Source organism: Kitasatospora sp. NPDC091207, assembly GCF_044768625.1.
GTDB lineage: Bacteria > Actinomycetota > Actinomycetes > Streptomycetales > Streptomycetaceae > Kitasatospora.
The window spans coordinates 169253-187206 of record NZ_JBIVVS010000004.1; the positions used below are offsets into that span (position 1 = coordinate 169253).

Here is a 17954-nt window from a genome sequence, read left to right on the forward strand (position 1 = left end):
GGACGTCGGCCCGGTGGCGTGGTGGTGCCCAGGCGCCCGCCCGCCGGCCGCGGGGGCCCAGCGGACCTCCCCGAACTCCCCGAGGATCAGCACAGGAGGACCATGTGACACAGCTGTTGAAAGTCCAGAACTTCAACGTCTCCAGTGACGGCATCGGTGCCGGCGAGGACCAGACCCTCGAACGGCCCTTCGGTCATGTCGATCCCGAGCGGCTGTTCGCCTGGGCCGGCGCCACGGCGAGCTGGCCCAGGCGCACCGAGCCCGGAGGGAGCCGGGGCCTGGACGACTACCTCACGCGGGACTTCGACCACAACATCGGCGCCGAGATCATGGGCCGCAACAAGTTCGGGCCCCAGCGCGGGCCCTGGCGCGACCACGAGTGGCGCGGCTGGTGGGGCGAAGAGCCCCCGTTCCACACACCGGTGTTCGTCCTGACCCACCACGCGCGGCCTTCGTTCACGCTCTCCGACACCACGTTCCACTTCGTCGACGGCGACCCGGCCACCGTTCTCGCGCAGGCCCGGGAGGCGGCGCAGGGCAAGGACGTGCGGCTGGGCGGCGGTGCCAGCACCATTCGGGAGTTCCTCGACGCCGACCTCGTCGACACCCTGCACGTGGCGGTCTCGCCGGTGAAGCTCGGGTCCGGCGTACGGCTCTGGGAGTCCCCCGACGAACTGCTCGACCGGTTCCACCTGGACGTCGTGCCCAGCCCGAGCGGGGTGACGCACCACCTGTTCTGGCGGAAGTGACCACTGCTCGGGCCCGGGTCGGGCGGGCGGCGGGCGTCTCCCCCCGGCCGACCCGGTCCGGGCCCGAGCCGCGCCACCGCGCTTGCGCCTCCCCCCGGGGCAGGGCCGAGGATCGGCGCATGCGAGATCTGATGGTCATCGGGGAGTTCGCCGCCCGCAGCCGGCTGAGTCACAAGGCGCTCCGGCTCTACGCGGACCGGAGCCTGTTGGAGCCGGCCCATGTCGACCCCCGTACCCGGGTGCGTTACTACCGGCCCGAGCAGGTGGAGAAGGCCCGGCTGATCACCCTGCTGCGGGCCATCGGGATGCCACTGCGCCTGATCGGGCCGGTCCTCGACGCGAAGGGCGGACCGGCCGCCGACCTCGTCGCCGCCTACTGGCAGGGCTGTGACCGGGAGCATCGCGCCCGCCGGCCGCTCGCCGTCCACCTCCAGAACCTCCTGAACGGGACGACGCCGGCGAACGGGACGCCGGCCCCGTACCCGATCGCCGAACGAGACGTCCGGCAGCAACAGGTCGTCTTCGTCCAGCACCACGTGACGGCGGACCGCCTGCCGGCGTTTCTCGGTGAAGCCGTGGAGCAGCTGTTCGCCCACCTCCGCGCGGCCGGCGCACCTCTGTCGGGACCGGTGTTCGCGCTCCACCACGGAGTCGTCGACCAGGACGGCAACGGCCCGATCGAGGTGTGCGCTCCGACCGACGCCCCGGTCGGGCCCGCCGGGCACATCGGTGTACGCCTGGAGCCCGCGCACCGGCAGGCGTACACCGAGCTGAGCAAGGGGCTCAGTGGATACCCGACGATGGCGGGGGCCTTCGAGGCGCTGGCCGGCTGGCTCGACGAGCGGGGGCTGCGGCCGAGCGCGTCCGCCCGCGAGATCTACTACCCGAACTGGTCCGACGCCGGTCCGGACGAGCACGTGGTGGATGTCGCGGTGCCCTTTCGGACCAGCCACACCGGCTGACGTGAAACTCACCCCGGAGGGTGAATTCACCGTCCGTTGGGAGCGTGCCACCGGACAGCTCCCCACCGGGTGTCGAAGGTGGGAGGTGATTGCCCGACATCCGGCCGGGCCGCAGGGTGCTCACCGTCCGACCACCGCCCCGACCGGGGCGCGCGCCCTCCCTACGAACGGAGCGCCGCCATGACCGTCCCCACCTTCACCCGGATCTGCGGCGCCCTGCTGCTCGCCGGGGCGCTCGCCGCCTGCTCCAGCTCCTCGACCGGCAGCGGGCAGCCGACCCAGAGCGCGGGGTCCGCGACAGTCGGCACCTCTTCGCCCTCCGCCTCACCCTCCGCCGGCAGCTCCTCCGCCAGCGCGGCCGAGGGCACGACCCACGTCGATATCAGGAACTTCCTCTTCGAACCCGCCGCACTGACGCTGAGCCCCGGCGCCACCCTCACCGTCACCAACCAGGACTCCACCGCCCACACCCTCACGGCCGACGACAAGAGCTTCGACACCGGCACGATCGCCCCGGGCGCCACCGCCACCATCACCGCGCCCCAGCAGTCCGGCCCGCACGCCTACATCTGCACCATCCACCCGTTCATGCACGGCACCCTCACCGTCTCCTGAGCCTGGCCCGGAAGGAGCCCCCCACCACCGTGGCCACCCCCAGCCCTCCCCCGGCCCGACGGCAGCGGCACATCGCCGTGCTCCTGCTGCGTCTGATCGCCGCCGCCGGTCTCGCGGTCGACGCCGTCGTCCATCTCCACCTCGCCGGCCGGTACGACGCCGTCGGCGCCACCATCAGCCAGGGCACCCTGTTCCGGATCGAGGCCGCCGCCGCCGGTCTCGCCGTCCTGCTCGTCCTGCTGTGGCGACGGCGGCTCGGGGACCTCTACGCCTTCGCCGTGGCCGCCGGCGGGCTCGCCCTGCTCCTGCTCTACCGCTACGTCGACGTCGGAGCCCTCGGCCCGCTGCCCGACATGTACGAACCCGTCTGGTTCACCGACAAGACCCTCACCGCCTGGGCCCAGGGCATCGCGGCGGTCGCCCTCGCGGCCCTGCTCGTCGGTCACCGCGGATCGCACGGGCAACCGGCGGGTCGCGAGGACGCCCCGGGCGTCGGCTGAGCCCGTGCGGCGGCGGCCGTGCCCTCCCCGCCCGGGGCCCTGCTCCTCCCCGGCCGACAACGCGCTGTCGGCCGGGCGAGCTCAGTTGATGTGCAGGGTCGTGACCGTGCCGTAGTTCTTGGTGAGGCTCTCGTTCTTGCCGAAGGAGTGGCGGTAGAGGGAGCCGTCACCGGGCTCGTACTCGAAGTACCCGGCGTTGTTGCCGCTGCTGAAACTCGTGACCCGGCTCTGGTCGATCCAGAGGTCGCCCGCGTTCGCGAAGCACCTCTTGGAACCGAGCCCGTTGTCGGCGGTGATGCCGATGGTGAAGTAGTCCCCGACGAACAGGCATTCAGCGAAGTTGATCTCGTTGGTCGCGTGGGCGGGCACGATGGTGCCGGCCAGAGCCATCACGGCGAACCCGGCGGCTACAGCGACTCGTCGCTTCAGCATGGCGCAGTCTCCTGGTGAGTGAGGTCAGGTATGCGAGTCGGACTGATTTGACGAAGGAACAGCAACAAGAACAGTTCGTACCGCAACCCAGGGTGGCGTCTTTCGGACACCCTTCCCATGAGCGGAATACTTCGGCGCTCCGGGGCTTCGCCAGGCCCCGGCGCGCGGTCCGGCAGCAGCAGGTCCGAGAGTGCGACACGGCCCGTCCACGCGCCCACGGTCGCCGGCCTCGCCCTTCGCGACGCTTTTCGGATCGCACAACAGGGCGCTTCGGGATGCCAGTTACCCTCACTCCCGCAGTGCGACCACGACCGACGCCCCACCGCCCGCGACGCGCGGCGGCCGACCCGATCCGGGAAACCGGGGACCCGCCGAAGCGCGCCCCGTGGAGCCTCCCGCACCCGGGATCGTGCGCACACTATCTTCTGCTGTGACATCGGGGCGCGGTCGACGTTCGACCGCGAAATCCCCGCCCATGGACGGCGTCATGATGCCCACTCAAAACTCCCCGTCACCATCGACGTCCTGCTTCAGTATCGCGACGGCCCGCGAGACCGCCTGGATCAACGCCACCCTGCTCTGGGACGTGCGGAAGAACCCCGTCAAGTACACGCTCCAGCTGTCCGCGATCACCGCATCGGTGAACGCCACCAGCAATCTGATCCTCGTCCCGGTCGTCCCGCCGCCGGCCGCGTAGGGCTTCCCCCACCGCCGGCCCCCGGGCGCCGGTACCTCCCCCACCGCCCCCACGATCCAAGGAGCCGAAGCGTGCCCGTCCCCACCACGTTCGACCACCGCGCCCAGGGCTACGACCTCGCCCATGCCTACTGGCTGGCACGGGCCTCCGAGCTGGCCTACAAGGACCAGGACACCATCGAGCGGCAGGCCCGCGCCTGGGGCTTCGACACGGTCCGTCACCACGAGACGCGCTTCACGCCGCCCTTCCCCCTCCAGGACACCCAGGCCTACACCATGGCCGGCGATCACATGATCGTCACCGCGTTCCGCGGCACCGAACCGCAACAGATCCGCGACTGGCTCTCCGACGCCACCACCCCACCGCGCCCCGGGCCCGCCGGTACCGGATACGTCCACTACGGCTTCGCCGAAGCCCTCACCTCGGTCTTCCCCGACATCCGGGACACCCTCACCGAACTGCGCACCGACGACCAGAGCCTGTGGCTCACCGGCCACAGCCTCGGCGGCGCCCTCGCCATGCTCGCCGGAGCCCGCCTCCACCTGGAGGAACCCCGCCTGACCGCCGACGGCGTCTACACCTACGGCCAACCCCGGACCTGCGACCGCCTCCTCGCCACCGCCTGCAACAAGGGGTTCAAGGAGCGCATCCACCGCTTCGTCAACAACAACGACATCGTCCCCCAGCTACCGCCCGAGCCCGCCTACACCCACGTCGACACCCTCCGGTACATCGACTCCAGCGGCACACTCCGCACCACCGGCCTGATCGGCGGCTTCACCGACCGCGCCAAGGGCCTCACGGCGGACCCCTTCGCCCCCGCGAGCGACGGCATCCGCGACCACCTCCTGCGCAACTACATCACCGCCCTGGAGAAGAACCTCACCTGATCCACCAGCGGCGGGCGGCTCACCGTCCCGGTGGGCCCGTGAGCCCGTGAGCCGGTGAACCAGAGGGCCGGTCGTGCCCTCCGCTGGCCCGTCCGGGTGATGGGGCGGCGCCTCGGGCGGGGATGGCGGGGCGGGTGGGCCGGAAGGGCGGTGGGATGGAGGCAGCGCTGCGGCCGCCGAGACCGGAGCACCACCCCAGGAACGGAGAACCGTGATCGTTCGCATCATGGGCGAGGGCCAGGTCAAGCTGGCCGACGCCCACTTCACCGAGCTGAACGCGCTCGACGACGAGCTGTTCGCGGAGATGGAGTCCGGTGACGAGGAAGGGTTCAGGAGGACGCTGGGCGCTCTCCTGGACGCGATCCGCCGCCTGGGGACGCCGCTGCCCGACGACTCCCTGGAGCCGTCGGAACTGATCCTGCCCGCGCCCGACAGCTCCCTGGACGAGGTCCGCGAGATGCTCGACGACGACGGTCTCATCCCCGGCTGAGCCGGCGTCCAGGGGCCCGGCCCGGGGGGTGCCCCCAGGGCCGGGCACGGGCGGGCCGGTCACCGGCCCGGGTCTCGGCGTCGAAGAGAGCCAGGTGGTCCCGTCCGGGGTCGCCGCCGGCGGCCGGCACGCGGTCACCCAGCCGGACGACGTGGCGGCCGAGGAACGGCAGTCGCCACCGCACCCGCCCGTGCCGGAGCGCGAACAGGGGCCGGGTGGTGGTCTCGTCCGCGACGGTGGCGAAGACGTCCGCTCCGCCGGACGCCAGGAAGTGCAGGGCCGTCCGCCTGCCCTCGCGTCCCTCCAGCGGCGGCCCGCCCACCCGGGCGAGCCGGCGGCCGCCGCTCCCGAGGTCGGCGGCCCAGGGCCGCCGGCGGTGAAGGCGTAGAGCCGGCCGTCGGCCCCGAGGACGGCCCGGTCTCCGTAGCGGGTGGGGGGCGCAGCCGGAAGGTCCGGGCCGGGGCCCGCGCGTCGAGCGGGTTCAGCACGCCGACCTGGCGGCCGTACAGGTTCAGCCAGGCGACCGGGCCGTCGCGGGTGCCCTCGCCGTGCGGCGGACACAGCCGGCCCGGGGAGGTCAGGTAGTCCAGGACGCCCAGGTGTTCCCCGGTGTCGAGGCACAGTCGCACCAGACGGCGCTCGCGGACCTGGTGGACGACGACCGCGGGGCCGGCGGCGGTGTGCGGGTGGACCGACAGCCGGACCGGTCCGGGATCCTCGCCGTGGGACCGCGCCAGAGGAGTTCACCGGTCCGGGCGTCGAAGCAGCGCACGCCGAAGTCGGCGGCGGGGCCGCCCGCCACGCCTCCGACCTGGGCGACGACCCGGCCGGCCGCCAGGACCGCGTGGCCGACGGACGGCAGTTGACAGCGCCAGAGCCGACGGCCGGTGTCCAGGTCCAGCGCGGACAGGTGCTGCGTGCGGTAGTCGCCGTCGCCGCGCCGCAGCAGCAGCGTCCGGTCGGCGGCGGCGTGGCCGGTGAGCGGTTCGGCGTCGCGGGACCACAGGTGCTCGCCGGTGGCAGCGGCCAGGACGCTGAAGGGGAGCGGCCGGGTGCGGAGGTCGCGCGAAGCGGCGGTGGCCGGCACCAGCCGGGGGCCGGCGAGGAGCGGCGATCCCCCCCCGGTCACCGAACCAGGCGTCCCTGTCCCGGGCGTCCGAGGTGTCGCCGCCCCGCCGGGCGCGCGGCGGGCCGCTCCCCGACCAGCAGGTGGACCCGCCCCTCCCCGACCACCGGGCGGCCCAGGCTGCCCGGCGGCGCGGTCAGCGCCCAACCGGCCCGGTCGGCGCGGCCGAGCCGCAGCGGTGGCGCGTCCTCGGTCACCGAAGCTGCCCTCCGGGCGAAGTCGGGTGTCCAGCCCGGCAGTGCCGCCCGCCGGCGGGTGGCCTGTCAGCCGGACGGACGTGCCGCCGCCCGGAAGAGCGCGGCCCCAGCCCGGCGGGCGGCAGGCACGGGGTCGGCGGTCCGACGAGCCGGCGTCGGCGATAGCCTCCCTCCTCATGACGCGTGGTTGGATCTTCCCGATGGTGCTCGTGGTCTGCGGTTCGCTGCTCGCGACCCTGCTGGTCGTCCAAGGGTCGGCGGCGGCCGCCGCTCCCCTGCTGGTGCTGTTCGTGCTGCTCGCGGGGGTGCACTCGCCGCTGGCGTTCCCCCGGTCGATCGGTGCGGAGGAGGCACGGCGCCGCAGTGCGCTCGACGGCCGGCCGGTCGTCTACTGGCGGGCGGGCTGCACGTACTGCCTGCGTCTGCGGTTCCGGCTGGGCCGCGGCGCGCGCCGGGCGCACTGGGTCGACATCTGGCGCGACCCGGCCGGGGCCGCGGCCGTGCGGGCGGCCAACAACGGCGACGAGACCGTGCCGACCGTCGTCGTGGCGGGCCGCCCGCACGTCAACCCCGATCCCGCCTGGGTGCGCGCCCAACTCGACCGGTCCGGGTGACGGCCGGCCGGGCACCGCGTACGGGGTGCCCGGCCGCGACGGCTCCCGTCCGCCGCCGCTACTCCGGGGTGCCGCCGCTACTCCGGGGTGACGTAGGCCCCCGAGATGCCGCCGTCCACCAGGAAGGTGTTGGCGGTCATGAACGAGGAGTCGTCGCTGGCCAGGAAGGCGACGGCGGCCGCGATCTCCTGCGGCTCGGCGAACCGGCCCAGCGGGATGTGCACCAGCCGGCGGGCGGCCCGCTCCGGGTCCTTGGCGAACAGCTCCCGCAGCAGCGGGGTGTTGACCGGCCCCGGGCACAGCGCGTTGACCCGGATGCCCTCCCGGGCGAACTGCACGCCCAGCTCGCGGGACATCGCCAGCACTCCGCCCTTGGAGGCGCTGTAGGAGATCTGCGAGGTCGCCGCGCCCATCACCGCGACGAACGACGCGGTGTTGATGATCGAGCCCTTGCCCTGGCGCCGCATGTGCCCGATGGCGTACTTGCAGCACAGGTAGACGCTGGTCAGGTTGACGTCCTGGACCCGCCTCCAGGCGTCCAGCCCGGTGGTCAGGATGGAGTCGTCGTCGGGCGGCGAGATCCCGGCGTTGTTGAAGGCGATGTCCAGCCGGCCGTAGTGGTCGACGGCCTGCTGGTACATGGCCTCCACCGCGGCCTCGTCGGTGACGTCGGCCTGCACGAACAGGCCGCCGACCTCCTCGGCCGCCCTGCTCCCGCTCCCCTTGTCGAGGTCCACGCACACCACCTTGGCGCCCTCGGCGGCGAACCGCCGGGCGGTCGCGAGGCCGATGCCGCTGCCCGCGCCGGTGATGACCGCCACCCGGCCGTCGAGTCGTTCGCTGATGCTCATCGTTCCTCCGTGGAGATGAAGACGTTCTTGGTCTGGGTGAAGGCGTCGAGGGCGTCCGGGCCGAGCTCGCGGCCCAGGCCGGACTGCTTGAACCCGCCGAAGGGCGTCGAGTAGCGCACCGAGGAGTGCGAGTTGACGGACAGGTTGCCCGCCTCGACCGCGCGCGAGACCCGCAGCGCGCGACCGATGTCGCCGGTCCAGATCGATCCGGACAGGCCGTACTCGGTGGAGTTGGCGATCCGTACCGCCTCCTCCTCGCCGCGGAACGGGACCACCGCGACCACCGGGCCGAAGATCTCCTCGGTGAAGGCCCGGTCGTCGTGGCGCACGGGTGCCAGCACCGTCGGCGGGTACCAGAACCCCGGACCGTCGGGGGCGGTGCCGCGGAACGCGACCGCCGAGTCGTCGGGGACGAAGGACGCCACCCGGGCCCGGTGGGCGGCCGAGATCAGCGGCCCCATCTCGGTCTTCTCGTCGGCCGGGTCGCCGACCCGCACCCCGCGCACGGCGGTCTCCAGCAGCGCCATGAACTCGTCGTGCACGGAGGCCTCGACCAGGATCCGCGAGCGGGCGCAGCAGTCCTGTCCGGCGTTGTCGAAGACCGCGTACGGCGCGGTGGCGGCGGCCCTGGCCAGGTCCGCGTCGGCGAAGACGATGTTGGCGCTCTTGCCGCCGAGTTCGAGGGTGACCGGCTTGACCTGGGCCGCGCAGCCCGCCATCACGGCCCGGCCGACGGCGGTGGAGCCGGTGAAGACCACCTTGCGGACGGCGGGGTGGGTGACGAAGCGCCGTCCGACCACCGGGCCGCGCCCGGGGAGGATCTGCAGGACACCCTCGGGCAGGCCCGCCCGGAGGGCCAGTTCGCCCAGCCGCAGCGCGGTGAGCGGGGTGAGTTCGGCCGGTTTGACGATGACGGTGTTGCCGGCCGCGAGGGCCGGGGCCAGGGCCCAGGCGGCGATCGGCATCGGGAAGTTCCAGGGCACGATGACGCCGACCACGCCCAGCGGCTCCTGGAAGGTGATGTCCACGCCGCCGGCGACCGGGATCTGCCGGCCGAACAGCCGCTCGGGGGCGGCCGCGTAGTACTCGATCACGTCGCGGGCGTTGCCGGCCTCCCAGCGGGCGTTGCCCACGGTGTGCCCGGCGTTGGCGACTTCGAGGGCGGCCAGGTGCTCCCGGTCGGCGTCGACGGCGGCGGCGAAGGCGCGCAGCAGCCGGGCCCGGTCGGCGGGCGCGACCCGGCGCCAGGTCTCGAACGCGGCCGCGGCCCGCGCGATCGCGGCGTCGGTCCCGGCGAGCGAGGCCAGTTCGACGGTGGTGATCACCTCCTCGGTGGCCGGGTTGACGACCTGGTAGGGCTCGGGGCCGGTCGCCTCGTCGGGGTCGGCTCCGGTCGCCCGGTGCGGATCGGGTCCGGTCATCCGGCTGCCTCCTTGCAGCTCGCCGCGGTGAACGCCTCGAACAGTCGAAGGTCCCGCGGATCGGTCTCTGGGTGCCACTGGACGGCCACGGTGAACGTCCGGCCGGGCAGTTCGAGCGCCTCGACGCCCCCGTCGGCGCTCCGGGCGGTGGCCAGCAGGCCGCCGCCGATCCGGCCGACCGCCTGGTGGTGGTAGCAGTTGACCCGGGCCGAGGCGCCGAGGACCGCGCCGAGCCGGCTCCCGGGCCGGATCGTCACCTCCTGGCGGACGTAGGCGGCCGGCAGGGTCTGGTGGCTCTCGTCCGGCAGGTGCTGGACCAGGTCGCCGCCGAGCGCGACGTTCAGCAGCTGCAGACCGCGGCAGACGCCGAGGACCGGCAGGTCGCGGTCGAGCGCCGCCGCCAGCAGCTCCGACTCCCAGCGGTCCCGCTGCGGTTGGGGGCGCCCGGTGCGCGGATGGGGGTCGGCTCCGTACAGGGCGGGGTCGAGGTCGGCGCCGCCCGCGAGCAGCAGGCCGTCGAGTGCGCCGATCAGGCGTTCGACGCCGCCGTCCTGGGGCGGGAGCAGGACGGGGGTGCCTCCGGCCCGGGAGACGCAGTCGAGGTAGGTCCGGGGCAGGACGGCGGCCGGCTGGCGCCAGACGCCCCAGGCCGCCTCGTCGAGGTAGCTGGTGATGCCGATCAGCGGGCGCGCGGTCACAGCCGCTCGAATCCGCGGCGCCGCTCCCAGTCGGTCACCGCCGCCGCGTAGGCAGCGAGTTCGGTCCGGCCGGCGTGGGCGTAGTGCTGGACGACATCGGCACCGAAGGCCTCGGCGGCGGGCACGCTGCGCTCGAACGCCTCCACCGCGTCGCGCAGCCCGGACGGCACCCGGGGCGCGTCGGAGGCGTACGCGTTGCCGGCGAACTCCGGCTCCAGCGGCAACCGGTGCTCGATCCCGTACAGGCCCGCCGCGATCAGCGCGGCCACCGCGAGGTACGGGTTCACGTCCCCGCCGGGGACCCGGTTCTCGAACCGCAAGGACGGTCCGTGGCCGACCACCCGCAACGCGCAGGTGCGGTTGTCACGGCCCCACGCGATGGCCGTCGGGGCGAAGCTGCCCGGCACGTACCGCTTGTAGGCGTTCACGGTGGGGGCGAGCAGCAGCGAGAAGTCGGCCAGGCAGGCGAGCTGACCGGCCAGGAAGTGCTCCATCGTGCGGGAGAAGCCGTGCGGGCCGTCGCCCGGCATCACCGGCCGGCCCTGCTCGTCGCGCAGACTGAGGTGGATGTGGCAGGAGTTGCCCTCGCGCTCGTTGTACTTGGCCATGAAGGTGAGGCTGACCCCCTCCTGCGCGGCGATCTCCTTGGCACCGGTCTTGTAGACGGCGTGGTCGTCGCAGGTGGTGAGCGCCTCGCCGTACTTGAAGGCGATCTCGTGCTGGCCCGGGTTGCACTCCCCCTTGGCGGACTCCACGGTGAGCCCGGCACCCGCCATGCTGTTGCGCAGCCGGCGCAGCAGCGGCTCGATCCGCGAGGTGCCGAGGATGGAGTAGTCGACGTTGTACTGGTTGACCGGTGTGAGCCCGTGGTAGGCCTTGTCCCAGGCCTGCTCGTAGCTGTCGCGGAAGACGATGAACTCCAGTTCGGTGCCGACGTGGGCCTGCCAGCCGTGCTCGGCGAGCCGGTCCAGCTGACGCCGCAGGATCTGCCGCGGCGAGACACTGACCGGACTGCCGTCGTGGTGGTGCACGTCGCACTGGACCATGACGGTGGCGGGGTGCCAGGGCACCACCCGCAGGGTGTCGAGGTCGGGGGTGAGGACGAGGTCCCCGTACCCGCTGTCCCAGGACGAGATCCGGTAGCCGTCCACGGTGTTCATGTCGATGTCGACGGCGAGCAGGTACCCGCAGCCCTCGGCCGCGTTCGGGACGACGTCGCTGAGGAAGTACTCGGCGGCGATCCGCTTGCCCTGCAGGCGGCCCTGCATGTCGGTCATGGCCAGCACGACGGTGTCGACGCTGCCGTCGGCGACCAGCGGCCGCAGCCGGTCGAGGGTGAGCCGGGACGCGGTCATCGGGACTCCATTTCGTCGGCCGGGGAGCCCTTCCGGCCCGGCAGTTCCTGGCTGCCGGGCGCGGGGGCGCCCTGGATGCGGGGGCCGGTGAACCAGTGCCGGGCGGAGGCCAGCCACCAGAGGCCGGCGAACCCGAGGACCACGGCGACCGCCACGGGGGTGTAGTTGAAGTCGGCGGCGGTGACGGGGCTGACGGTGGGCAGCATGAACAGCACGGTGATGAACGCCGTCCACCCGACCGCGACACCGCCGATGAGCGTGCTCCAGCGGCCGAGGTGCCACGGTCCCCGGGGGAACGCCCTGCCCTGCCGCAGCCGCAGGAACACCGGGATCACGTAGGAGAGGTAGAGGCCGATCACCGAGATCGAGGTGACGGCGGTGTAGGCGGTGGTGTTCCACAGGGCCGGCAGTCCGAGCAGCAGTGCGCCGCCGGTGGCCAGCCAGACGGCGTTGGTCGGGGTCTGGGTGCGGGGGTCGATCCGGTGCCAGATCCGGGAGCCGGGCAGCGCGCCGTCCCGCGAGAAGGCGTAGATCATCCGGGAGTTGGCGGTGACCGAGGCCATCCCGCAGAAGAACTGGGCACCGATCACGATCAGCAGGAGCAGCTTGGCGCCGGTCGTCCCGATCGCGTCGATGAAGATCTGCGCGGGCGGGACCCCGGTGCTGCTGCCGAGCGCCCCCGCGTAGTCCTGGATCGCGAAGGTGATGCCCAGCAGGAGGATCCAGCCGGCCACCAGCGAGACGAGGATGGCGTTGACGATGCCGCGCGGGCCGGACCGGGCGGCGTCGTGGGTCTCCTCGGTCATGTGCGCGGAGGCGTCGTAGCCGGTCAGGGTGTACTGGGCGAGCAGCAGACCGAGCATGCCGACGTAGACGTTGCTCCGGAAGCCGGTGTTGTTGACGAACTCGGTGAACACGAAGGACGCCGGGGCGTGGTGGCTGGGCAGCAGGGCCAGCGCGCCCACGATCACCACCACGCCGACCAGGTGCCACCAGACGCTGACCGTGTTGAGCAGGGCCACCAGCCTGACGCCCCGGGTGTTGAGCAGCCCGTGCAGCAGCAGGATCACCGCGAAGATCTCCACGGTGTGGCCGGGCGTGGCGGCGAAGCCGAACTGGAGGTCGAGGAAGGCGTTGGTGAAGAAGGCCGCTCCGTAGTCGACACCCGCCGTGACCGCCACCTGGCCCAGGAAGTTGAACCAGCCGGTGAACCAGGAGGCGGCGGGCCCCTGACGGCGGGCCAGCCGGGCGGCCCAGTAGTAGAGCCCGCCCGCGGTCGGGTAGCTGGAGCAGATCTCCGCCATCGCGAGGCCGACGCAGAGGGTCATCAGTCCGACCAGCGGCCAACCCCAGGTGATCATGGCGGGGCCGCCGGTGTTCATGCCCGTCCCGTAGAGGGTGAGGCAGCCGGAGAGGATCGAGACGATGGAGAAGGACACCGCGAAGTTGGCGAAGCCCGACATCGAGCGGGCCAGCTCCTGGGTGTAGCCGAGCTCGCGCAGCCGCTGCTCGTCCTCGGAGAGGGCGGGTGCCGCCGGGGCCTCGGGGGCTGCCGGGGAGGCGGGGGCCGCTGCGGAAACGGGCGCGGAATCGGCGGGAAACAGTGGTCTGACAGGCTGCTCGGCCGGGCTGGACCCGGCCGGTTCTTCGGATGTCATGCGCACCCCTGGGGAATGAGGCGGGGACCGGCACGCGCGCCCACGCCGTCGTGGTGCGCCGTCCTTGCGCTCCAATGGACTGAAAGCAGACCATTGGAGCCGTGTGCAGCATCGTTCACCCGTGGCCGCCCCGGCGTCAAGACCGCTCCCCCGACCGGCCGCCACCCGCCCCCGGGTACGATCACCCCGTGGAGGCACAGGTGGATCGGCAGTTCGACAGCGTCTTCCGGCCCGTCCGCACCGGCAACGCCTTCGAGGAGACCGTCGAGCGGATCCTCCAGGCGATCAAGCTCGGCGTGGTCGGCCACGGCGACCGCCTCCCCGCCGAACGCGACCTCGCCGCCCGGCTGAACGTCAGTCGCGAGACCCTGCGCGAGGCCCTTCGCTCACTCCAGCAGGCCGGCTGGGTGCAGGCCCGCCGCGGCCGCTACGGCGGCACCTTCGTCACCTACCGGCTCCCCGCGCCCGACGTCGGCGAGCTGCGCCGCGCCGCCCAGGACCTCGGCGCCGAGCTGGAGGACGCGCTCACCCTGCGCCTGGTCCTGGAGACCGGCGCGGCCGAACTCGCCGCCCGCCGCGACCTCACCGAGGACCAGCGGACCTACCTGCGCCAACGCCTCGCCGACGCGGACAACGCGAGCCCGGACGAGTACCGGCAGTGCGACTCCCGGTTCCACCTGGCGATCGGCGAACTCACCGGCTCCCCCTCGCTCGCCGCCGGCATCGCCGAGGCCCGGATCCGGCTCAACGACCTGCTCAACGCCATCCCGATGCTCGGCCGCAACATCGACCACGCCTCCGACCAGCACCGGGCGATGACCCGCGCCATCCTGGCCGGCGACCCCTCGGCCGCCCGCCGGGCCACCGAGGAACACCTGGAAGCGACCGCCGCGCTGCTGCGCGCCTTCCTCGGCTGAACGGCCCGAAGGCCCGGGTCGGTACGGGGCTCACGCGCCGGCGGGCCGGGCACGACCCGCCCGGTCACGCGGTGCGGCCGGTCACCGCGACCCGGCCGGTCACCGCGGTACGGCCGGCCCGGGCCGAAAGTCACGTGCGACCCATCGGCTGTGCCGGGAAGAATGACCCCCATGGTCCATCAGATCGACGTGCCCCGTCCCGACGATGCCGCCCGGGTGGGCCGGACGCAGTTGACGGCCTGGCTCCAGACCTACCCCGACACCGGAGCGGGGATCGACGAGGCATGGATCCGTGAGCACCGCGGGTCCGCCGTGACCGCGGAGGGCATCGCCCAGTGGCGGGAGTTCATCGAGGAGACCGTGCGGGAGCCGGACCAGTCGTTCTGCCGGGTCGTCCGCTCCGGGGCGGAGATCGTCGGCTTCCTGTGCGGGCACCGGGCCGGGGTGGTCACGCTCGGGCCGATGTACCTGGTGGACGAAGCCCAAGGCCGGGGCACCGGGGGTCGGCTGATGGACGAGTTCCTGGCGTGGGCGCAGGACGCGCCGATCCGGCTGTGGGTGACCGAGTACAACGAGAGGGCGATCCGCTTCTACGAGCGGTACGGGTTCAGGACCACCGGTGAGCGCGAACTCTGGCGGGGCCGGCTGCCCAACGTGCGGATGTCCCGTGAGCCCGGAGCGTGAGCCCGAACAGGGAGCCCGCACCGTGAGCCGAGGCCGACTGAGAAGCGGCGAGCCCGGCCCGGAGGCTTCGGCGGGCAGGACGCCGACCGGCCGCACGCGGCCGGCCCGGTCCCGCGACCCGAGGAGCCCCGGCAGGCCGTTCTGCCCGTTCGGACGGGCCATCGCTGCGTCAACGACCACGTCATCGCCGGAATTCTCTGCATGTACCGGCAAACATCTGGATTTTCCGGACTTCCGCGATCAAGCATCGGGTTGACGACTCGTCACCGACCCCGGCTTCCGTGGAGGACACCCCAGTGCCGCACCCGCTCCGCACCCCCAAGGCGCTCGGCCTCGCCGTCACCGCCGCGCTGAGCCTGACCCTGGCCGCACCGCCCGCGCTCGCCGCGCAGGCGTCCGACGCCGACCCGGTGCCCGCCCTGGTCGCCGGCCGGGACACCACCACCCCGCAGCTGGTCACCGGTCTGGCCGAACGGGCCGAGGGCGCCCCGGCGGCGGCCGCCCTGGCCCACCTGGCCGCGCACCCCGAGCGGTACCGGATCGACCCGGGGCAGCTCACCGAGGTCGCCACCGAGCGCGCGGCCGACGGGCGGCGCACCGTCAGGTTCCAGCAGTACCACGGCGGTGTGCCGGTGCTCGGCGCGCAGTACCTCGTCCACCTGGTCGGCGACGGCGCCGACCAGCGGGTCGAGTCGGCCGGCGGCAAGTACTTCACCGGGCTCACCGCACCGACCACCGCCGCCGTCCCGGGCGCGATGCTGCGCGGCCTCGCGCTCGGCTCGCTCACCGACCCGCGTGCCCGCTCCGGCGCCACGGCCGAGGACCGCGGCCCGGTCGTGCTGCCCGGCGGGGCCGGGCGGCTGACCCGGCACTTCACCGTGCGGGGCGGCGCCGACGGGCCGACGACCACGCGTGAGGTCTACGTGGACGCCACCGTCGGCGCCATCGCCCTCGCCCACGACACCCGCACCCCCTCCTCGGCCGGCCCCGGACCGACGGCAGCGGCGGCAATGGCCGCAACAGCCGCAACGGCGGCCGCCGGGAGCGCACCGGCGGCACCGGCCGCCGCCGTGCCGGGGCTCGAACCCGCCACCGGCACCGCCCCGGACGCCTACGGCCGCCGCGTGCCGGTGAACACCACCCGGCTGCCGGACGGCAGCCACCAGCTCGTCGACCTGACCAGGCGCGCCACCATCACCACCTATGACGCGGCCGGCCGGGACCTGCTGGACTTCATCGGCGGCCTGCCCGCCGACCTGCGCCCGGCCGCCTCGCCGACCGCCGACTTCCCGGCCGCCACCGGCACCGACGGCGCCACCGACGCCCACCTCAACGCGGGCATCGTGTACGACTTCTACCGCGACCGGCTGGGCCGGGAGGGACTGGACGGCAAGGGCGCGCCGATCGTCTCACTGGTCGCCATGACCAACGACGGCGCACCGATCATGAACGCCACCTGGGACGGGACCATGATGTCCTACGGCGGCGGCGGCCCGCAGTACCACTCGTTCGCGGTCGCGTTGGACATCGCCGGACACGAGATGACCCACGGCGTCATCGAGCACACCGCCGGCCTGGTCAACGCCGGCCAGACCGGGGCGATGAACGAGGCGCTGGCCGACTACTTCGGCAACGCCATCGAGGTGACCGCCCACGGGGTGGCGATGACCGACCCGAAGGCCGCCCTGTTCGGCGAGGCGGTCTGCCGCACCGGCACCCCGGAGAGCTGCGCGGGGCGCCGGCTGGACGACCGCCGCACCACCGTGGACGACTACCTCGGCACCGACCTCGGCCTCGACGGCGGCGGCGTGCACCTCAACTCCACCATCTTCAGCGGCGCCCTGTGGGACATCCGGCGCACCCTCGACCCGCTCACCGCCGACCGGCTGGTCTACCGCGCGCTCACCGAGTACCTCACCCCGCTGGACGACTTCGTCGACGGCCGCGACGCCGTCCTCGCCGCCGGCCGCGCGATGAACCTCACCCGGGCCCAACTCCGTTCGGTCGCTGCGGCGTTCGACGCCCACGGGATCCGCGCCGGCTGGGAGTCCAAGCTCGGTGTGGACAGCCGGGCGCTGGTGCGCGACATCCCCACCTTGACGCCCGCCCCGGCCGTCGCCGGCGGCCGCTGGGTGATGAGCAACTCGACCGGCACCGGCAACCCGGCCCTGTACACCGGCTCCACCACCGGCACCGGCACGCCCGTCCGGCTCAGCCCGGAGGACGGCCGCCGGCACAGCTGGGCCGCCACCGACGGCACGTCCGCCGCCTGGCTGGCCGTCGGCCCCGACGCCGAGGGCAGGTTCGGCACGGAGGTACTGACCCGACCGCTGGACGGCGGCCCGGCCCGCGGCCTGTTCGCCTCCCGGACCGAGCAGCTCAGCGAGGTCCGGATCTCCGGCGGCGACATCGCCTTCCTGGCGGAGGACCAGGAGACCGGCCGGACGAGGATCCTGGTCTCCCGCGGCGGCGCCGCGCCGGTGGAGCTGCCGCTGCCCGAAGGCCACCACCCCTCCGGCCTCACCCTCAGGGACGGCCTGCTCGGCTGGAGCGAGCGGTGGACCGTCGACAAGCGGCAGCTGTCCGCGGCCACCGTCCACTCGCTCACCACCGGCCGGGCGACCGCACGGTACGAGTCGAGCGGCACGATCGGCTCCACCCTGCTCGCGGGCGGACGGCTGCTCTGGGTGGAGACCCCGGCCGGCCCGGCCGCGCGCAGCGCGATCCGCTCCGGCGCCACGGACGGCTCCGCCGCCGTCGACGTGCTCCCCGCCGACTCCCCCGACGCCCCGGCGACCGCCACCCTCACCGCCTCCGAGCGGACCATCACCTTCCAGGCCTCCGGCAGCGAGCCCGCCGGCGGCTGGACCAACGCGGCGCTGCCCAAGCTCTGGCAGCTGCCGATCACCGGCGGCACGCCCGTACGGGTCTCCTGCAACCGGGGCGGCCAGTACGAGCCGGCCGCCGACCGCGACAGCCGGGTGCTCTGGCTCGACGCCACCATCGGCCGCACCGACCTCGTGGTCCGCGAGCGCCCCGCCGGCTCCTGCTGACCGGACCCCGGCGGGAGGACGGCGTGGCCGGCAGGCCGCGGTGAG

General features: G+C 73.5%; 19 protein-coding genes. 11 read left to right on the top strand and 8 right to left on the bottom strand.

Annotated elements, in window-relative coordinates:
* Positions 1 to 104 precede the first annotated feature (104 nt).
* The 4 genes from ACIQTO_RS10435 (at position 105) to ACIQTO_RS10450 (ending at position 2826) form a co-directional block, all read left to right on the top strand.
* Positions 105 to 749, top strand: a complete 645-nt coding sequence (locus tag ACIQTO_RS10435; protein WP_402385637.1) for a dihydrofolate reductase family protein — start codon at positions 105 to 107, stop codon at positions 747 to 749.
* Positions 750 to 868: 119 nt separating this feature from the next.
* Complete coding sequence (locus ACIQTO_RS10440; protein ID WP_402385640.1) at positions 869 to 1711, top strand: MerR family transcriptional regulator; 843 nt, start codon at positions 869 to 871, stop codon at positions 1709 to 1711.
* A gap of 180 nt (positions 1712 to 1891) precedes the next feature.
* Positions 1892 to 2326 (top strand): cupredoxin domain-containing protein, encoded by a 435-nt coding sequence (locus ACIQTO_RS10445; protein WP_402385643.1) that lies wholly within the window; start codon positions 1892 to 1894, stop codon positions 2324 to 2326.
* Between the two features lie 29 nt (positions 2327 to 2355).
* Entirely contained in the window at positions 2356 to 2826 is a 471-nt protein-coding gene (locus ACIQTO_RS10450; RefSeq protein WP_402385647.1) for a hypothetical protein, read from the top strand.
* Positions 2827 to 2907: 81 nt separating this feature from the next.
* On the opposite strand, the gene ACIQTO_RS10455 is transcribed toward ACIQTO_RS10450, so the two are convergent.
* Positions 2908 to 3258, bottom strand: a complete 351-nt coding sequence (locus tag ACIQTO_RS10455) for a beta/gamma crystallin domain-containing protein (protein WP_402385649.1) — start codon at positions 3256 to 3258, stop codon at positions 2908 to 2910.
* 487 nt (positions 3259 to 3745) lie between these two features.
* Between ACIQTO_RS10455 and ACIQTO_RS10460 the strand changes: the two genes are divergently transcribed.
* From ACIQTO_RS10460 to ACIQTO_RS10470, 3 genes are all read left to right on the top strand, one after another.
* Entirely contained in the window at positions 3746 to 3955 is a 210-nt protein-coding gene (locus tag ACIQTO_RS10460) for a hypothetical protein (RefSeq protein ID WP_402385652.1), read from the top strand.
* 71 nt (positions 3956 to 4026) lie between these two features.
* Positions 4027 to 4845 carry a lipase family protein gene (locus ACIQTO_RS10465; protein WP_402385655.1) on the top strand — a complete coding sequence of 273 codons (819 nt, stop codon included), beginning with the start codon at positions 4027 to 4029 and terminating at the stop codon, positions 4843 to 4845.
* A 211-nt stretch (positions 4846 to 5056) separates the two neighbouring features.
* Positions 5057 to 5335 (top strand): hypothetical protein, encoded by a 279-nt coding sequence (locus ACIQTO_RS10470; RefSeq protein WP_402385658.1) that lies wholly within the window; start codon positions 5057 to 5059, stop codon positions 5333 to 5335.
* Here the strand turns inward: ACIQTO_RS10470 and ACIQTO_RS10475 are convergent.
* A complete protein-coding gene (locus ACIQTO_RS10475; protein ID WP_402385660.1) occupies positions 5322 to 5657 on the bottom strand; it encodes a hypothetical protein in 336 nt (111 codons plus the stop codon). The two genes, ACIQTO_RS10470 and ACIQTO_RS10475, sit on opposite strands and share 14 nt — an antisense overlap.
* A gap of 255 nt (positions 5658 to 5912) precedes the next feature.
* On the bottom strand, positions 5913 to 6464 hold the full coding sequence (locus ACIQTO_RS10480) for a PQQ-binding-like beta-propeller repeat protein (RefSeq protein WP_402385662.1): 552 nt from the start codon (positions 6462 to 6464) through the stop codon (positions 5913 to 5915).
* Between the two features lie 370 nt (positions 6465 to 6834).
* Here ACIQTO_RS10480 and ACIQTO_RS10485 point away from each other — a divergent pair, with 370 nt between their 5' ends.
* Positions 6835 to 7272 (top strand): glutaredoxin domain-containing protein, encoded by a 438-nt coding sequence (locus ACIQTO_RS10485; RefSeq protein ID WP_402385665.1) that lies wholly within the window; start codon positions 6835 to 6837, stop codon positions 7270 to 7272.
* A gap of 77 nt (positions 7273 to 7349) precedes the next feature.
* Here ACIQTO_RS10485 and ACIQTO_RS10490 read toward each other — a convergent pair whose 3' ends face one another.
* The 5 genes from ACIQTO_RS10490 to ACIQTO_RS10510 are packed head-to-tail and all read right to left on the bottom strand — an operon-like array spanning position 7350 to position 13060.
* Positions 7350 to 8123: a 3-oxoacyl-ACP reductase gene (locus ACIQTO_RS10490; RefSeq protein ID WP_402385668.1), complete on the bottom strand. Its 774-nt coding sequence runs from the start codon at positions 8121 to 8123 to the stop codon at positions 7350 to 7352.
* Positions 8120 to 9544 (bottom strand): aldehyde dehydrogenase family protein, encoded by a 1425-nt coding sequence (locus ACIQTO_RS10495; protein WP_402385671.1) that lies wholly within the window; start codon positions 9542 to 9544, stop codon positions 8120 to 8122. The genes ACIQTO_RS10490 and ACIQTO_RS10495 overlap by 4 nt, the downstream gene beginning before the upstream one ends.
* Positions 9541 to 10242 carry a gamma-glutamyl-gamma-aminobutyrate hydrolase family protein gene (locus ACIQTO_RS10500; RefSeq protein WP_402385674.1) on the bottom strand — a complete coding sequence of 234 codons (702 nt, stop codon included), beginning with the start codon at positions 10240 to 10242 and terminating at the stop codon, positions 9541 to 9543. Before ACIQTO_RS10500 ends, ACIQTO_RS10495 begins: the two co-directional genes overlap by 4 nt.
* Entirely contained in the window at positions 10239 to 11597 is a 1359-nt protein-coding gene (locus ACIQTO_RS10505) for a glutamine synthetase family protein (protein WP_402385677.1), read from the bottom strand. Before ACIQTO_RS10505 ends, ACIQTO_RS10500 begins: the two co-directional genes overlap by 4 nt.
* Positions 11594 to 13060: an amino acid permease gene (locus ACIQTO_RS10510; RefSeq protein ID WP_402386283.1), complete on the bottom strand. Its 1467-nt coding sequence runs from the start codon at positions 13058 to 13060 to the stop codon at positions 11594 to 11596. Before ACIQTO_RS10510 ends, ACIQTO_RS10505 begins: the two co-directional genes overlap by 4 nt.
* 383 nt (positions 13061 to 13443) lie before the next feature.
* Between ACIQTO_RS10510 and ACIQTO_RS10515 the strand changes: the two genes are divergently transcribed.
* The 3 genes from ACIQTO_RS10515 (at position 13444) to ACIQTO_RS10525 (ending at position 17909) form a co-directional block, all read left to right on the top strand.
* The gene (locus ACIQTO_RS10515; protein ID WP_402385680.1) at positions 13444 to 14172 is read left to right on the top strand and encodes a FadR/GntR family transcriptional regulator; all 729 of its coding nucleotides are present in this window, start codon (positions 13444 to 13446) and stop codon (positions 14170 to 14172) included.
* Positions 14173 to 14343: 171 nt separating this feature from the next.
* The gene (locus ACIQTO_RS10520; protein ID WP_402385683.1) at positions 14344 to 14856 is read left to right on the top strand and encodes a GNAT family N-acetyltransferase; all 513 of its coding nucleotides are present in this window, start codon (positions 14344 to 14346) and stop codon (positions 14854 to 14856) included.
* Positions 14857 to 15137: 281 nt separating this feature from the next.
* Positions 15138 to 17909 carry a M4 family metallopeptidase gene (locus ACIQTO_RS10525; protein WP_402385685.1) on the top strand — a complete coding sequence of 924 codons (2772 nt, stop codon included), beginning with the start codon at positions 15138 to 15140 and terminating at the stop codon, positions 17907 to 17909.
* Positions 17910 to 17954: the final 45 nt, after the last annotated feature.

Bases quoted from the DNA above. Each gene is read 5' to 3' on its own strand.
- ACIQTO_RS10440 (WP_402385640.1), top strand. From the start codon at position 869: ATGCGAGATCTGATGGTCATCGGGGAGTTCGCCGCCCGCAGCCGGCTG.
- ACIQTO_RS10445 (WP_402385643.1), top strand. From the start codon at position 1,892: ATGACCGTCCCCACCTTCACCCGGATCTGCGGCGCCCTGCTGCTCGCC.
- ACIQTO_RS10495 (WP_402385671.1), bottom strand. From the start codon at position 9,544: ATGACCGGACCCGATCCGCACCGGGCGACCGGAGCCGACCCCGACGAG.
- ACIQTO_RS10510 (WP_402386283.1), bottom strand. From the start codon at position 13,060: ATGTCGGGCTTCGCCAACTTCGCGGTGTCCTTCTCCATCGTCTCGATC.
- ACIQTO_RS10485 (WP_402385665.1), top strand. From the start codon at position 6,835: ATGACGCGTGGTTGGATCTTCCCGATGGTGCTCGTGGTCTGCGGTTCG.
- ACIQTO_RS10460 (WP_402385652.1), top strand. From the start codon at position 3,746: ATGATGCCCACTCAAAACTCCCCGTCACCATCGACGTCCTGCTTCAGT.
- ACIQTO_RS10520 (WP_402385683.1), top strand. From the start codon at position 14,344: ATGGTCCATCAGATCGACGTGCCCCGTCCCGACGATGCCGCCCGGGTG.
- ACIQTO_RS10455 (WP_402385649.1), bottom strand. From the start codon at position 3,258: ATGCTGAAGCGACGAGTCGCTGTAGCCGCCGGGTTCGCCGTGATGGCT.
- ACIQTO_RS10490 (WP_402385668.1), bottom strand. From the start codon at position 8,123: ATGAGCATCAGCGAACGACTCGACGGCCGGGTGGCGGTCATCACCGGC.
- ACIQTO_RS10505 (WP_402385677.1), bottom strand. From the start codon at position 11,597: ATGACCGCGTCCCGGCTCACCCTCGACCGGCTGCGGCCGCTGGTCGCC.